The 14,297-nt window shown below is 50.4% G+C and carries 10 protein-coding genes; 9 read left to right on the plus strand and 1 reads right to left on the minus strand.

Annotated elements, in window-relative coordinates; translation table 11 throughout:
* Positions 1 to 4: 4 nt before the first annotated feature.
* The 5 genes from secF to NZ653_01765 all read left to right on the plus strand — a co-directional run bounded on the left by secF (position 5) and on the right by NZ653_01765 (position 7,810).
* Positions 5 to 937 (plus strand): protein translocase subunit SecF, encoded by a 933-nt coding sequence (gene secF / locus NZ653_01745; GenBank protein ID MCS7285853.1) that lies wholly within the window; start codon positions 5 to 7, stop codon positions 935 to 937.
* Positions 937 to 2,727, plus strand: a complete 1,791-nt coding sequence (locus NZ653_01750; protein MCS7285854.1) for a DUF2723 domain-containing protein — start codon at positions 937 to 939, stop codon at positions 2,725 to 2,727. Before secF ends, NZ653_01750 begins: the two co-directional genes overlap by 1 nt.
* A 209-nt stretch (positions 2,728 to 2,936) precedes the next feature.
* On the plus strand, positions 2,937 to 3,887 hold the full coding sequence (locus tag NZ653_01755) for a PstS family phosphate ABC transporter substrate-binding protein (protein ID MCS7285855.1): 951 nt from the start codon (positions 2,937 to 2,939) through the stop codon (positions 3,885 to 3,887).
* Positions 3,877 to 6,819 (plus strand): O-antigen ligase family protein, encoded by a 2,943-nt coding sequence (locus NZ653_01760; GenBank protein MCS7285856.1) that lies wholly within the window; start codon positions 3,877 to 3,879, stop codon positions 6,817 to 6,819. Before NZ653_01755 ends, NZ653_01760 begins: the two co-directional genes overlap by 11 nt.
* Complete coding sequence (locus NZ653_01765; protein ID MCS7285857.1) at positions 6,758 to 7,810, plus strand: M20/M25/M40 family metallo-hydrolase; 1,053 nt, start codon at positions 6,758 to 6,760, stop codon at positions 7,808 to 7,810. The genes NZ653_01760 and NZ653_01765 overlap by 62 nt, the downstream gene beginning before the upstream one ends.
* On the opposite strand, the gene NZ653_01770 is transcribed toward NZ653_01765, so the two are convergent.
* On the minus strand, positions 7,785 to 8,273 hold the full coding sequence (locus NZ653_01770) for a GNAT family N-acetyltransferase (GenBank protein MCS7285858.1): 489 nt from the start codon (positions 8,271 to 8,273) through the stop codon (positions 7,785 to 7,787). The two genes, NZ653_01765 and NZ653_01770, sit on opposite strands and share 26 nt — an antisense overlap.
* 154 nt (positions 8,274 to 8,427) lie before the next feature.
* On the opposite strand from NZ653_01770, the gene NZ653_01775 reads away from it, so the two are divergent.
* From NZ653_01775 to NZ653_01790, 4 genes are all read left to right on the plus strand, one after another.
* Positions 8,428 to 9,405 (plus strand): DUF362 domain-containing protein, encoded by a 978-nt coding sequence (locus NZ653_01775; GenBank protein ID MCS7285859.1) that lies wholly within the window; start codon positions 8,428 to 8,430, stop codon positions 9,403 to 9,405.
* Positions 9,405 to 10,925 (plus strand): 4Fe-4S dicluster domain-containing protein, encoded by a 1,521-nt coding sequence (locus NZ653_01780; protein ID MCS7285860.1) that lies wholly within the window; start codon positions 9,405 to 9,407, stop codon positions 10,923 to 10,925. The genes NZ653_01775 and NZ653_01780 overlap by 1 nt, the downstream gene beginning before the upstream one ends.
* A 9-nt stretch (positions 10,926 to 10,934) precedes the next feature.
* The gene (locus tag NZ653_01785) at positions 10,935 to 12,194 is read left to right on the plus strand and encodes an alkaline phosphatase family protein (protein ID MCS7285861.1); all 1,260 of its coding nucleotides are present in this window, start codon (positions 10,935 to 10,937) and stop codon (positions 12,192 to 12,194) included.
* Positions 12,195 to 12,388: 194 nt separating this feature from the next.
* On the plus strand, positions 12,389 to 14,233 hold the full coding sequence (locus NZ653_01790) for a TIGR03960 family B12-binding radical SAM protein (protein MCS7285862.1): 1,845 nt from the start codon (positions 12,389 to 12,391) through the stop codon (positions 14,231 to 14,233).
* The last annotated feature ends 64 nt before the right edge of the window (positions 14,234 to 14,297 follow it).

Here is a 14,297-nt window from a genome sequence, read left to right on the forward strand (position 1 = left end):
CAAAATGTATAACATCATTGAGAAAAGGTACTGGTTCTTCGGCCTTTCTTTGCTCATAATAATTCCAGGCTTGATAGCTATGGCCATTTCTCTGGCACGATTTGGAGCCCCCTGGAAGCTTTCCATTGATTTCACCGGTGGAACCTTAATGGAACTGCGCTTCGAACAGAAAGTTTCCCCCGAAAGGATTTACACAATTTTCACCAATTTAGGCTACGGGGACACCACAGTCCAGACCACAGCCGACGAGAAAACCGCCCTTATAAAATGCAAAACCTTAGACGAAGAAGCTAAGGTTAAGGTTCAAGAAGAACTGAGGAAAGAGTTTGGCCCCTTTGAGGAACTGCGCTATGAATCCATAGGGCCCGCTGTCGGAAGGGAAGTGACGAGGGCAGCCACCCTGGCGGTGATCGCGGCTTCCTTCATAATCCTGAGTTTCATTGTATTTGCCTTTCGGAAAGTCCCCAACGCCCTACGCTATGGAGTCTGTGCTATAATCGCCATGGTTCACGACGTCCTTGTAGCCACGGGCCTCTTCTCCATAGCCGGCCTGCTAATAGGGTGGGAAGTGGATGCCCTCTTCATAACTGCTCTCTTAACGGTGATAGGCTTTTCAGTGCAGGATACTATTGTTGTTTTTGACCGGATAAGAGAAAATACTCCCAAGCGCCGGGGCGAACCTTTTGAGGTCATAGTCACCCGGAGCCTTCTGGAGACCTTCCATCGTTCTCTGGTCACTCAGCTAAACGCCATATTTGTCCTTTCGGCAATTCTTCTTTTCGGAGGTGCTACCATAAAGCAATTTGTGACCGTCCTCCTGGTAGGGCTTATGAGTGGAACCTACTCCTCAATCTTTAACGCAGTCCCCCTTCTGGTGGTGTGGGAGAACAGAGAAATCCAAAAATTTATAGCCAGAGTCTTTGCTCGGAGTTCTTAATGAAAAGGGCCAGCTTTCTGGCGCCCCTGGCCTTAGGAATCGGAGGGCTTTGTCTTTACCTCCGCACAATGGCCCCTTCGGTTTCAACGATTTTTGACGATAGTCTGGAGTTCCAGGTCGTTTGCCCAACACTGCGCATAGCTCATCCGCCCGGATACCCCCTTTACACCCTTTTAGGCTGGCTATTTTCTCACCCTCCCGGAGTAGATCCTGCCTGGGGGGTAAATCTGCTTTCGGCAGTAGCAGGAGCCGCAACCCTCGTAGCCCTCTACTTTCTCGCCCAACTGTTCTCACCAGAAGCTGCCTTCATTGCTCCTCTTTATCTTGCCCTCTCGCCTATTTTCTGGTCACAAGCGACCGTAGCTGAAGTTTATGCCCTTCATGCTCTAATCGTAGCCTCGGCCCTTACCTTTATTTTCAAAGCCATAGAAAACAAAAAATTCTTGCCCTGGGCAGCTCTTATGGTGGGCCTTGGTCTCGCCCATCATAGAACTTCCATCTTTTTGCTCTTGCCTCTTGCGTTGGTCTTCTTCAGGGACAAAACGCAAAATAAAAATAAAATTTTAGCCCTTTTTGCCCTTATTCTGCCACTGGCTTTTTATTTTTATCTACCCTTAAGGGGGATGAAAGTCACCTCCCTTGACGGAACATACACCAACACCTTTGAGGGCTTCCTTCGCTGGGTTACGGCTTCAGACTACGGAGTTTTCTTCAAAGAGAGCCCTCTGGCACGCCCGACTCCTCTGAGCTGGCATTTGAAACTGTGGCTCTCTCAGTTCGGACCCATTGGAATTGTTTTAGGGCTTATAGGCCTGAGCCGGTTGAGGTCATATAAAGCAATTTTGTGGTGGTTAACCTTCATGCCTTTCACCCTCTTTGCTTTCATATACCGTGTCCCCGACCCCGAGGTGTTTTTCATACCGTCGTTTCTCCTTTTTTCATTAGCTATAAGTGAAGGGGTGAGCTTGATTTTGAGCCTGAGGCGCTTGCTTCTGAGGTGGGCTCTGCTGGTTATGGCGTTGCTTCAGCCTCTTTTTATTGGAGTAAAAAATTTCCACAAACTGGATCGCAGCCAAAATGTTGAAGTTTACGCTCTTGGGGCATCTATGATTTCATCCGCAGCAGGGAACTCACCGGTAGTAATTGGACTTCTTGGGGAAAGGACTCTCATGAGCTACTTTCAAGATCTATATGGCCTCAATCCTGATGCCACTCTGATTGCCGCCGACCGCGAAGAGGAAAGGCTAAAAGCTGTAGAAAAGGCTCTGGCTGAAGGTCGCGCGGTATATCTTACCCGGCCCTTGCCTGGCCTTCCGAATCATTTCAGGCTCTGGGCTCAGGGCAATTTAATCCGGGTTTGGGATTCTTCCCCCCCCGAGGTTGTTCCTAAAAAAGTGGTGGGAGCTGAAATAGCAGAAGGACTTAAGCTTGAGGGTTATGAGCTTTTAATTCTTCCGGGACCACCCAGGCGCTGGCCTGTACCTCCCGTACCTCTTCAAATCAGGGTTAACCTTTACTGGAGAACTTTAAAACCCTTCAACGAAGAGCTCAAAATATCGGTGCGCTTCTACAATGCCGAAGGCGAAATGCTTATCCAGAGTGACAAAATTCCGGTGCACTTTGCTTATCCCATTACGAAGTGGAAACCGGGGGAATTAATTTTGGATTCTTACGATTTTCTATTAAAAGCCACCAAAGGCCCTCCGGTGAAGCTGGTGATAATAGCTTATGAACCATCCTCTTTGGCTGAGAAAGGGCGAATAGAACTTGCAGTAGATAAACACCCATAAGCTTCGAAAATAGAACCCTGGGCGGACTAGCCTTCTCAACTTCACCCAGTGCAAAACAGAAAGCTGGATTAGACATTCCCTCCAGACAGCACTCCCACCACCTTAAAATAGCCTTGCCCTCCTTCCTGCAAACCCTCCGCGTTCCTTGACAAAATAAAAAGCATAAATTAACATTCTGGAAGCAAACTGGCGGGGAGGAGAAACGGATGATGAGAAGATGGCCTTTGCTTTTTATCGTTACGATTTTTACTTTAACCATGTGCAAGGCACCCCCCACTCCCCAAGGCCTTAGCGGCAACATTATTGTAGACGGCTCCAGCACTGTTTATCCCATCACCGAAGCTATGGCCGAAGAATTCCAGAAGTTAAATCCCAACGTCCGCATTACTGTGGGTATTTCAGGGACAGGGGGCGGTTTCAGGAAATTCTGCGCAAAAGAGATCGATATAGTAAACGCTTCAAGAGCCATAAAGGCTTTAGAAGTGGAGGAGTGCCGTAAAAATGGGGTGGAGTTCATAGAACTTAAGGTGGCCTTCGACGGATTGGCGGTGGTGGTTAACCCCCAAAACGATTGGGTGGATTACCTGACAGTGGAAGAATTAAAGAAAATATGGGAGCCTGAAGCCCAGGAGAAAATAACCCGCTGGAGCCAGATTCGGCCCAACTGGCCCGATAAAGAGCTGCGCCTCTATGGCCCAGGGGTTGATTCAGGAACATATGATTATTTCACTGAGGTAATAGTCGGAAAAGGTGGAAGCAGCCGAGGAGATTTCCTGGCCAGTGAGGATGATAACGTGTTAGTTCAAGGAGTGGCTTCAGACCCGCTGGCTCTGGGCTATTTCGGTTTGGCCTATTACGAAGAGAATGCCGATAGACTTAAACTTGTTCCCATAGACGCAGGGGCTGGCCCCATCCTCCCCTCGTATGAGACCGTAATTAAAGGACTCTACAAACCTCTTTCACGGCCCCTTTTTATTTACGTGAACAAGTCTGCAGCAGAGCGCCCAGAAGTCCAGGCTTTTGTGGAATTTTACCTCAACCCCCAGAATGCTGGGAAGCTGGTGAGAGAGGTGGGCTATATCCCTCTGCCTGAGGAAGAGCTGAGAAAAGCTCTTGAACGATTCAGAAAAAGGGTGACAGGCTCTGAATATGCTCATTAAAAGGGCTGAGCGAGGGCTAAAAAAGAGCGCCTTTGCCCTGTATGCTTTGGCTTTAACTTTCATTCTGATTTTAGCTTTGGCCTTTGTACTGAAGCCCAAGTCGAAAGATTTCACGCCTTTCCTTCTGCCTGCCTCACCTTACATCACCTCACCTGGTATAAATGTGGAACTTGAAAGCCTCAACGATGAAGAGCTACAGAAGACTCTGGACCTTCTATACCAAGCGGGTTTTCAATGGGTCCGGCAGCGTTTCCCGTGGGAAAAAATAGAACCGGAGAAGGGAAATTTTGACTGGGAAAATTGGGATAGAATTGTTAACGCCCTCAAAGACCGCGGCTTTAAGATCCTGGCAGTTCTTGACACTTCACCAAGGTGGGCTCGCCGCCCAGAAGACGCTTCCTGTTCAACAGCCCCACCAGCTGAAAGTTATTTCTTTGGAGATTTCGCTGAAGCCTTTGCTCGCCGTTACGGCCCCTTTATTGATGCCTATCAAATCTGGGATGAGCCTAACATCTATCCCCACTGGGGTGAAAGATGGGTTGACCCTGAGGGCTATGTTGCCCTGCTCAAGGAGAGTTTCATCCGGATAAAGAGCGCCGACCCCAATGCCCTCATTTTAACGGCAGGGCTCGCTCCTACTTCCGAAAAAGGCCCCATTAACTTGAACGAAGAAGATTTCCTTCGGAAAATGCTGGCTTCCGGCGCAGAGGAGTTTTTTGATATATGGGCCTTCAAAGCTTTTGGATTTGATTATCAGCCCTCTGATCCACCTTCTCCCGAAAAGCTTAACTTCCGCCGGCCTGAGCTTCTGGCTCATCTGGCCCAGGGGAAACCTGTATGGATTGTGGAGGCAGGATGGAATGCTCTTCCTGCTGACTGGCAAGGCGGGAAATCCATCTGGGGGTCTGTTACGGAAGAAGAGCAGGCTCAGTGGACCAGAGAGGCTATGCGATGGGCTGGGGAGAAATGGGGATGGCCTGTATTTTTAACCCACTTCAGACCCCAAGCTGCCCCCGATGACCCCCGCTGGGGCTTCGCCCTCGTGTGGCAGGATTGGACCCCCCGCCCTGTTTATTATGCGGTTGCAAGCTTCAAACCCTCCCCAGTGCTTCCCCCCGGCGCTCACAAACCTGACCATCCAGCCATCCGTTATCGAGGAGCTTGGCGTATTTCCCCCTACGGAGCCGATATTCCCCATGGAGCTCAAGGCAATGTTTCCCTTGAGTTTTCCTTTAGCGGAACCGGACTTGATATCCTGGTGCGGAGAGGCAGCTACAAGGCTTTCCTTTTCGTTAAGGTGGACGGCAAACCCTCAAATGTCCTGCCTAAGGATTCAGCCGGAAGAAGTTACTTGGTCCTCTACGATCCCCTCTATCGCACCTCGGCCATTTCCATAGCCCGAAACCTCACCTATGGTATACATCACGTAGAAATTACCGCCGATGGTGGATGGGGCCAGTGGGCAATTGCTGGGTTCAGGGTAAGAGGGGAGGAAAAGGTTTCCCTCTGGCCCATCATGCTTATTTTAGCTTTATACTTGCTTGCCCTTTTTGCCCCCTTTTTGCTGAAAGCCCTCGATTTTATCCCCATCCCCAAGGTGCAGAAGAAATGGCTCCTGGCTTTCTTACCTCTGGCTATCCTTTGGTATTTACTGCCACCTTCGATCTCATTGCTTTCCATTCCGCTGTGGCTTCTGGCCTTCTATCTTTGGCCAGAGATAGGCCTCGCCCTCACCGTTTTCGCTACCCCTTTCTTCCTTCTGCCTAAAGATCTCATAGTAAAGAGCTTTTCCCCTCAAGAGCTCGCCCTAGCGTTAACAACTGTGGCTGTTCTCTTTCGGTACAGAAAAGACCTCAGATTTCACCTGACGGGGGTGGATCTGGCAGTGAGTGCTTTGGTCGCGCTGGGAGCTTTGTCCCTCCTCTGGGCTGATAATTTCGGGGTTGCTGCCTATGAGTTCCGCAGGGTCGTGGTGGAATCGGCCATCTTCTACGGCCTCATCGTTTTGGTCCGAAGGAAAGACCCCCATTCTTTGCCCCTTTTAGCTGATGCTCTTGTGGCTGGTGCCCTGGCAGTTTCTCTGGTGGGAATTTGCCAATTCTTCCAGGGTCAGGTCATTGCAGTGGAAGGGGTGAAAAGGGTTAAGGCTTTTTATGGGTCTCCCAACAACCTTGCTCTTTTCCTGGGAAGGGTAGTGCCTGTCATCCTGGCGTTGGCTCTTTCGGGAGGGAGCATTAGAAAATGGCTTTACCTGGCAGCAGGAGCTTTTATTCTGCCTGCCCTTTACCTCACCTTCTCCCGGGGAGCTCTTTTCCTCGGCATCCCGGTGGCCATGCTCTTTGTCTTTTACATGAGGGGTAAAAGGGCCATCGTGCCCGCTGCCCTTACCCTGGCCCTTCTGGTTCTGGCCCTCCTCCCCTGGTTCTGGACCGCCCGCTTTTCTTCCCTTCTGGATTTGGAAAAAGGCACTGGCTTTTTCCGCATAAAGCTGTGGCAAGCCTCTTTGAATATGCTCAAAGATAGTCCCGTCCTGGGAGTAGGCCTTGATAATTTCCTATACCAGTATAGGACCCGTTACGTTCTGCCAGAAGCCTGGCAGGAACTCAATCTCTCCCACCCCCACAATTTTTTCCTGGATTGGTGGACAAGGCTGGGCATAGGAGGGCCTGTTGTTCTGGGCTGGATCCTCTGGGAATTTTTCCGACGAGGTGCGAAATATTACAGGCTTATGCCGGAGGGCGAAGCAAAAGCCTTATTGTTGGGCTTCATGGGGGCGATGGTGGAAACGTTAGCCCATGGGCTTGTGGATCACTCTTTTTTCCTGCCTGACCTGGCTTTTGTATTTATGCTGACTCTGGCATGGGTTCGCCATGAAGGAGAGGATAAAGAGGTGGCTGAAAACCCTGGTGGAAATCCCGAGTCCTACGGGTGAGGAGGGGGGTTTTCAGCTCTACCTTAGAGAAAACCTCCACAAGCTTGGCTTTGAAAGTGAGCTTCAGGAGGTAGCTCCCTCCAGGCCCAACTTACTGGCGTGGCGGGGCGTAAGTCCTCTCCTTATTGTCACCCACTCTGATACATCACCTGCGTCGGAATACAACCTCAGGGAGGAAGGAGGTTTCTTCTATGGCCCGGGCGTGGCCGATGCTAAGGGCCAAATTGCTGCTCTCCTCAGCGTTCTGGAGATAAACCCTTCCCCATTAACCTTAGCTTTCACAGTAGATGAAGAAGCCCGAGGAGAGGGCAGCAAGAATCTCTGCCTTCCCCCATGGGTCAAGATGGCAGTGGTTCTGGAGCCCACGGAACTCAAGGTAGCTATAGCCCAGTCCGGCTCTCTGGACCTGGAGATGGTGATAAAAGGGGAAAAGGCTCATGGTGCCTATCCGGAAGCAGGAGAAAATGCCATCCTCAAAGCCTTTGAAGTTATAGCCAAAATTCAAAGTTTGGAGTTCATGCAGCTGGAACATCACCTCCTGGGCAAGCCTCACATAATGCCTTACTGGATAAAAGGAGGACACCCTGAGCTTTACCTTGTGCCCGATGAGGCCTTGCTCCGCTTTGATCTCAAGCTGGTACCTCCTCTTTCGCCAGAAATGGTTCTGGCGGAAATACAAGAAGCTGTAGCTCATTACGGCTATATCAAAGTGCTGGATTTTGATCCACCTTTTGAAATCTCGCCCGAAGCTCAGATAGTCAACCTGGTCAAGGAATCTATCCGTTTGGCCTCAGGGCAAGAAGCTGAGCTTACGGGCATGCCCAGCTGGACCGATGCTGAACCCCTGTATCGTAAAGGGATTGAGGTAGTCATTTTTGGAGCAGGAAACCTTTCGCTGGCCCATACGGAAAAAGAGCAAATAAATATCGGAGAGTTGATGGAACTGGCAGCAGTGTTAGATAAGCTTATTCTTCTGACTTCTCAGGGTTAGTTTCGTCAAGAACCCACCTTTCCCACACGTCGTAAGTGTCGGAAGGGCGAAAGCCGAATTTCCGGTAAAGCCTTTTAGCAGGCTTATTTTCCTTCCCCACCCACAGACCTATGCGTTTCCTTTTCTTGGAACGTAGGAACTTGATAATGTGTGAGAGAAGAGCGGTCCCCAGCCCTCTCCTGCGGTAAGCGGGGGAAATCACCAGTTCATGTATTTCGCCCACGATTTCCTTCCCCCAGAACCACCGGCTATGGGCTGAAACAAAACCCACAACTTTTCCCTCCTCTTTCACCACGAAGAAGCCGGACGGGTCGCCCTTGTAAAGCCAGTTTAAATAGCGTCTGACCATCCATGGCTCTCTGTATGCATACATTTCCAGACCCTGGTAGCCCTCCAAGTAAATTTTCACCAGTTCCTCCCGAAGACGTTTGAACTCTTCTTTGCTCAAACTCTCTATCTCCATGTTGCCTCCATTAAAATTCTACTCCTGTTGCAACTTAAGCTCAAGGGAAGAAAAGTGGCCTCAGCTTCCTGCTGGACAAGACCTTTTCTTTTAACCCTTGTTCCGGTATAATGGTGCTGGGATGGGTCGAAATGCAAAGCGGAGAGGAAAGGCTATGCTGTTTAAATGTAGCCGAAGGGACTTCCTGAAATACTTAACAGGCTGGACAATGCTTTTTCTGCTGGAGGGATGCAGAACCAGAACAGCACCTGTAACCCCTCCAGGTCCAACCCCCGTGCCAACCTTTACCCCAACTCCTACTCCGGCTCCAACTTCTACCCCTCCGATTCTCGAAGCTGAGATCGCGCTTGCCAGAGGCAAAGATTGGGAAGCCGTTACAAGAGCGGCAGTGGAAGCCATTGGTGGGATGGAGCGCTTCGTTAAGCCTGGAGATACTGTTCTGATAAAGCCCAACATATGCACTGCGGGGCGTCCTCCGGAATATGCTGCTACCTCGCATCCCAAAGTCGTGGCAACAGTTGCCAGAATGTGCTGGGAGGCCGGAGCCAGAAAAGTTATGCTTTTTGACCTCCCATTCTCCGGAACTCAGGAAGCTGCCTATAAAGATAGTGGCATTGCCGATGCTCTAAAAGGCCTGGATGTAGAGCTGCTTTTTGCTTCCCCGAGGCATTACGAAAATGTTCCCATTCCCAATGGTAAAGACCTCAAGGAGTGGAAATTCCTCCGTCAGGCGCTGGAAGCCGACGTCTTTGTAAATATTCCCATTGCCAAGCACCATGGAATGGCAGGCCTGACCCTGGGTATGAAAAACGTCATGGGCGTTATTCTGGACCGACCCTACATCCACTGGAACCTTCACCAGCGCATCGCCGACCTGAACACTGTCATCCGCTCTCACCTTGTGGTTGTAGATGCTACCCGCATCTTGTTGAGGCATGGGCCCCAGGGCGGAAACCTTGAAGACGTCTTAATAACCGATACTGTGATCGCTTCAGGAGATGTGGTGGCTGCTGATGCTCTGGCCGCCACCCTTTTCGGAAAGAACTGGAAAGACATAGGTTACATAAAGATTGGGGCAGAAATGGGCCTGGGTCTTCCTGAAGGCCGCCCCCTGGTGGAGATCGTGCTCTGATGGCCTGGAGAAAATCCCGCATCGCCTCTCAGATTTTCTTCTTTATCCTTTTTCTGGCCTTGGGGATAAAAGTTTCCCAGGGTTTCACCGGAGCACCCTGGAATTTGTTCCCTCGCTTTGATCCGCTGGCAGCTTTTATTGTCTCCTTGGGAGCGAAAGAGCTATCCCTGGCTTTCTTTTGGGGCGCCATATTAACCATAGCCTTAACTTTTCTTATGGGAAGGATCTTCTGCGGCTGGATATGCCCCCTTGGCTCTCTCCTCGAATGGACTTCCAGGCCGATACCCAGAGGGCGCAGGAAGATAGGGTATTTTTACATTTACGCTGGCCTTTACCTCCTCGTCTTTGCCCTCTCCTTCGCTGCGGTCGGTAAACTCTGGCCCGTTATCCTTGACCCTATAACCATAATTCAAAGGACTTTTGTCGCTTCCCTTCATCCAGCAGTTGGATGGCTTCTGAAATTTGCGGGAGATGTCTTTTACTTGATCGACCCGTTTCAGGGAATTGTTGATTTAACCGATAAACTGTGGCGCTGGGTGGGCCTTTTACCTCAGGGCGAGCTGCGATTCTACCGTTTTTCCCTCCTTTTCCTCGGCTTTGTTCTCCTCCTGATTTTTCTGAACAAACTGGCACCACGCTTCTGGTGCCGGGCCCTTTGCCCTCTGGGAGCTCTCCTAACCATGATGGGACGTTTATCACCCCTGAAGTTGGGAATCAACAAAGAGGCCTGCAACTGGTGCGGTCTGTGCGCCGATCTCTGCCCCATTGTACCTCCAAAAGCGGAAAGAATTGACGTCAGAGCTGATTGCTGGCGCTGCGCCGATTGCATTGCCTTCTGCCCACAGAAAGCCCTGAGCTTTGTCTGGACAAAGCCTGTCATCCAGCCCTTGACCTTTAATCCATCCCGTCGGGCCTTTATCGGAAGTGTGCTGGGAGCTGCCGCTACTATGATTTTTTTACATTCCGATTCCATGATTCGCCCCAACTCTCTCTTCCTCATTAGACCGCCAGGAGCGAAGGTTAAATTGTCCCACGGAGGCCTGGATGAAACCGAATTCTTGAGCCGTTGCATCCGCTGCGGCTTATGCTGGAAAGTCTGCCCCACCAACGGCCTGCAGCCTGCAGGCTCAGAGGGAGGCCTTGAAAGCTTCTGGACCCCTGTCCTGATTCCCAGAATAGGCTACTGTGATTATGGGTGCACTGCTTGTGGGGAAGTATGTCCCACGGGGGCTATTGAAAAGCTAAAGCTTGAAGATAAAAGAAAGAGGCAGATAGGTCTTGCCTACATAGACCAAAAACGTTGCATTCCCTACAGCTTGGGCCTCCCCTGCACTGTATGCGAAGAAATGTGTCCAGTTCCAGAAAAGGCCATACTAATGGAGGAACAAAGAGTCGGAGGATCATCCATACTTCTACCTCGGGTTCTCCCTGAAAGATGCATAGGATGTGGGATATGCGAAAACAAATGTCCTGTCTCTGGAGAGGCCGCTATCAGAGTTTACACCCCTTTCGTGGTTTAGGAGGAAGAGGTGCGAACTAAAAACATCGTCAAACTGTCCATTTGCCTCGTAAGTTGCACCTTGATCTTAACTTTCACCGCGCTTGCCCTGCGCCCAATGCCCTTATCACCAGGGCTCTCCAGTACACCGCCAATCCTCTCTTCCGAAACCTCCCGGGCTATCCGGATTATGGTCCTTCTTGTGGAAGGATCTGATATAAGTCTGCTGGATTTAGCCAAGCCCGGTGGACCGCTTTCCCCCCTTCTGTTGACCAAGCTTAGCGGCCCTGATGACCCAGTCGTTGCCCTCGCCTCGATTGTGACGGGCCTTCCTCCAGCAAAGCTTTCGGCTCTTTCTCCCGAGGAGAATGAGCCTGAACCCTTCTGGTGGACAGCAATGCGCCAAGGGTTCAGGGCTGCCGTCCTCTTTTGGCCTGAAATTTACCCCGACTCCCCTTTCAGTGCTGATTACACAGTGGCTCCAGAACTCTGTTACGGCTCCTCTCAACTTCACACCATAACCTTTACCGAGGCTATTTCCCCCTGGGCCAGTTCGCTATCCTCCTTCAGTCCACCCCTTGAAGGGATCGTAGAAATAAAAGCACCTGAAGGCGGCACCATAGCCTATCTCCGTATTTTAGCTTTGGATACCACTGATGATGGTAAAGTTAACCATGAAGCCTTAATAGTGGAAGGAAACCTTAAACCTATGCGCCAGGGGGAATGGCTTTCCCTGAAGATCGACCCCCACCTTCACTCAGGTGCTTTCTTCAAGCTCCTGGAATTGCGCCCGGACCGAAAAAAGGCTCTTTTGTACCGGACTCCAATCTGTTATAATTACGCAGCTCCACCCCCTCTACTCCGCGAACTAAACGAAGAGCTGGGCTTCTTCCCCCCTTTTCCTGATCCTCAGAGCACAGCGCAGGGGTGGATAAAGCCCGAAGACGTGGACCTTTTCCAGAGAGAAAGAGCGAGCTGGACTACAAAAGCAATAACCATCGTATGGGATAATTACAGGCCAGACCTGCTATTGGCTCGTTTTAATCTGATAAGGGAAACAGCCACCCTGACCCCCACTGATAGCCATCTACTCAAAGCTTATAATCTAACTGGCGAAAGCTTGAGAACTTTAGCTGAAATGCTGGGAGAAAAAGAGCTCCTGATAATTTTATCTCCCCCGCCTGAGGGGTTCTTAGCCCTTTACGGGAAAAAAGAAGAGAGCCTTGAAAGTCCTTATTCTTTTAACGTGGAAAACGTAGTTCCTCTGATCCTATCGTTTTTATCCCGATAGGCTTCAGAGGAAAAACACGCTACCATTATATTAGCCGATTTTTTATGTACCCAGAAAGCTAGGAAGTGCCTCAGATCACAAGCTGTTCTGCGCGTGTAACGCCGAAAAAATTGACCCGGCGCAGGAGCTGAGGCCCTTTGAGGTTTATCGTAAATTATGGCAAAATAAATCAAGATTGTATTGGGGTGAAAAGAATGCCCATCCCATGGGAAAAGCTGGAGAGATTGCTGGATAAAGTTACCAAACCAGCTCGTTACGTGGGCGGTGAGGTCAACAGCATCGCCAAAGATTGGAACGCAGTCAGGGTCAAAGTAGCTCTGGCTTACCCTGACACCTACGAAATTGGCATGTCCAACCTCGGCCTCGCCATTCTCTACGATTTGATAAACAGCCAGGAGGAATTTGCAGCGGAGCGAGTTTATGCCCCCTGGTTTGATATGGAAAATTTGATGCGCCAGGAGGGAATTCCCCTTTTCAGTCTGGAAACCCGTCACCCTTTAAAGGATTTTGACTTCGTAGGCTTCAGTCTGCAATATGAGCTCACCTACACCAACGTGCTTAATATGTTGGATTTAGCGGGCATACCCATCATGTCTTTCAAGAGGAGCGATGAAGATCCTCTCATAGTTGCCGGAGGGCCCTGCGCTTTTAACCCCGAACCCATGGCCCCTTTTGTGGATTTCTTTGTCTTAGGAGACGGGGAAGAGATTATCCTGGAAATCCTCAGAGCCTACGCTGAATGGAAGGAAAGAGGGGGAAGGAAAAGAGAATTTCTGCGCCAGCTCACCTCTGTGGAGGGGGTATACGTACCTTTACTCTACCGAACTATCTACAATCCGGACGGAACCTTTGGAGGAGTGGAACCCCTTCTTCCGGATGTGCCTCACAGGGTGCGCAAGCGCCTCATACCGGTGCTTGCTCCAATTCCCACCAAGCCAGTTTTACCCCACGTAGAGACAGTTCATGACCGAGGGAATGTGGAGATCCAGAGAGGATGCGGGCAGGGTTGTCGGTTCTGTCAGGCAGGTATAATTTACAGGCCTGTGCGGGAAAGACCCTTTGAAGAAATTTTAGAGGCCATTAGCGAGTTGCTTAAGAACACTGGTTACGAAGAGATAGCCCTTGTCTCCCTTTCTACTGCGGATTACTCACGGATTGAAGAACTACTGAAAGAGCTGGAAGATAGACAATATCTATGGCCATTGTCTGTATCTCTTCCCTCCCTCAGGGTGGATTCCTTCTCGGTTTCTTTAGCTGAAAAGTTAGAAAAACCTGGCAGGACCGGCCTTACCTTTGCGCCCGAAGCTGGGAGCCAGCGCTTGCGAAATGTAATAAACAAAAAGGTAACCGATGCGGATATTCTGGAGGTGGCTGAAGCCTCCTACTCCCGTGGCTGGCACCGCCTCAAGTTTTACTTCATGATTGGCCTTCCCACTGAAACGATGGAAGACGTAGCAGAAATAGGCAGGTTAGCCCACCGAACCCTTGAGATTGGGCGAAAGCACCAGGGGAACCGTGCAGAGCTGGCTGTAAGCGTTGCTACCTTTATTCCCAAGCCCCACACTCCCTTCCAGTGGTTGCCCATGGCTAAAGAGGAAGAGATTGTGGAAAAGCACAGGCTTCTGCGCAAGCTGCTGAGGCGCAGGGGGCTTTTCCTGAGCCTCACAGATTACCGAACTTCCCTGTTGGAGGGAATTCTGGCTCGAGGCGATAGGAGGTTGGGCGAAGTCATTTTCCGGGCCTGGAGAAAAGGAGCTAAATTTGATGCATGGGGGGAGTTCTTCCGCTGGGCTCTATGGGAAGAGGCCTTTAGAGAAGCTGGGCTTGACCCCTCCTTCTACGCTCATCGTTACCGTCTCAGGGAGGAAATTTTCCCCTGGGACCACATTGACATCGGTGTTGAAAAAGATTTCCTCTGGGAGGAATATCAAAGAGCCCTTCGCGGAGAGCTTACGCCGGATTGCCGGAGGGAATGTTACGGGTGTGGAATTAGAAAAGCTTTCAAAATTAAAGAGCCCGTTTTAGCCCAAACTTCATAAAGGTTTGGCTTTTCCCTTAGTGTATGGTAAAATTTGTTAAAGAAAGCCATCTCCAGGAGGGCAG

It is taken from the genome of Anaerolineae bacterium (assembly GCA_025062375.1).
Lineage (GTDB): Bacteria > Chloroflexota > Anaerolineae > SpSt-600 > SpSt-600 > SpSt-600.

Bases quoted from the DNA above. Each gene is read 5' to 3' on its own strand.
- secF (MCS7285853.1), top strand. From the start codon at position 5: ATGTATAACATCATTGAGAAAAGGTACTGGTTCTTCGGCCTTTCTTTG.
- NZ653_01750 (MCS7285854.1), top strand. From the start codon at position 937: ATGAAAAGGGCCAGCTTTCTGGCGCCCCTGGCCTTAGGAATCGGAGGG.
- NZ653_01755 (MCS7285855.1), top strand. From the start codon at position 2,937: ATGAGAAGATGGCCTTTGCTTTTTATCGTTACGATTTTTACTTTAACC.
- NZ653_01760 (MCS7285856.1), top strand. From the start codon at position 3,877: ATGCTCATTAAAAGGGCTGAGCGAGGGCTAAAAAAGAGCGCCTTTGCC.
- NZ653_01765 (MCS7285857.1), top strand. From the start codon at position 6,758: ATGAAGGAGAGGATAAAGAGGTGGCTGAAAACCCTGGTGGAAATCCCG.
- NZ653_01770 (MCS7285858.1), bottom strand. From the start codon at position 8,273: ATGGAGATAGAGAGTTTGAGCAAAGAAGAGTTCAAACGTCTTCGGGAG.
- NZ653_01775 (MCS7285859.1), top strand. From the start codon at position 8,428: ATGCTGTTTAAATGTAGCCGAAGGGACTTCCTGAAATACTTAACAGGC.
- NZ653_01780 (MCS7285860.1), top strand. From the start codon at position 9,405: ATGGCCTGGAGAAAATCCCGCATCGCCTCTCAGATTTTCTTCTTTATC.
- NZ653_01790 (MCS7285862.1), top strand. From the start codon at position 12,389: ATGCCCATCCCATGGGAAAAGCTGGAGAGATTGCTGGATAAAGTTACC.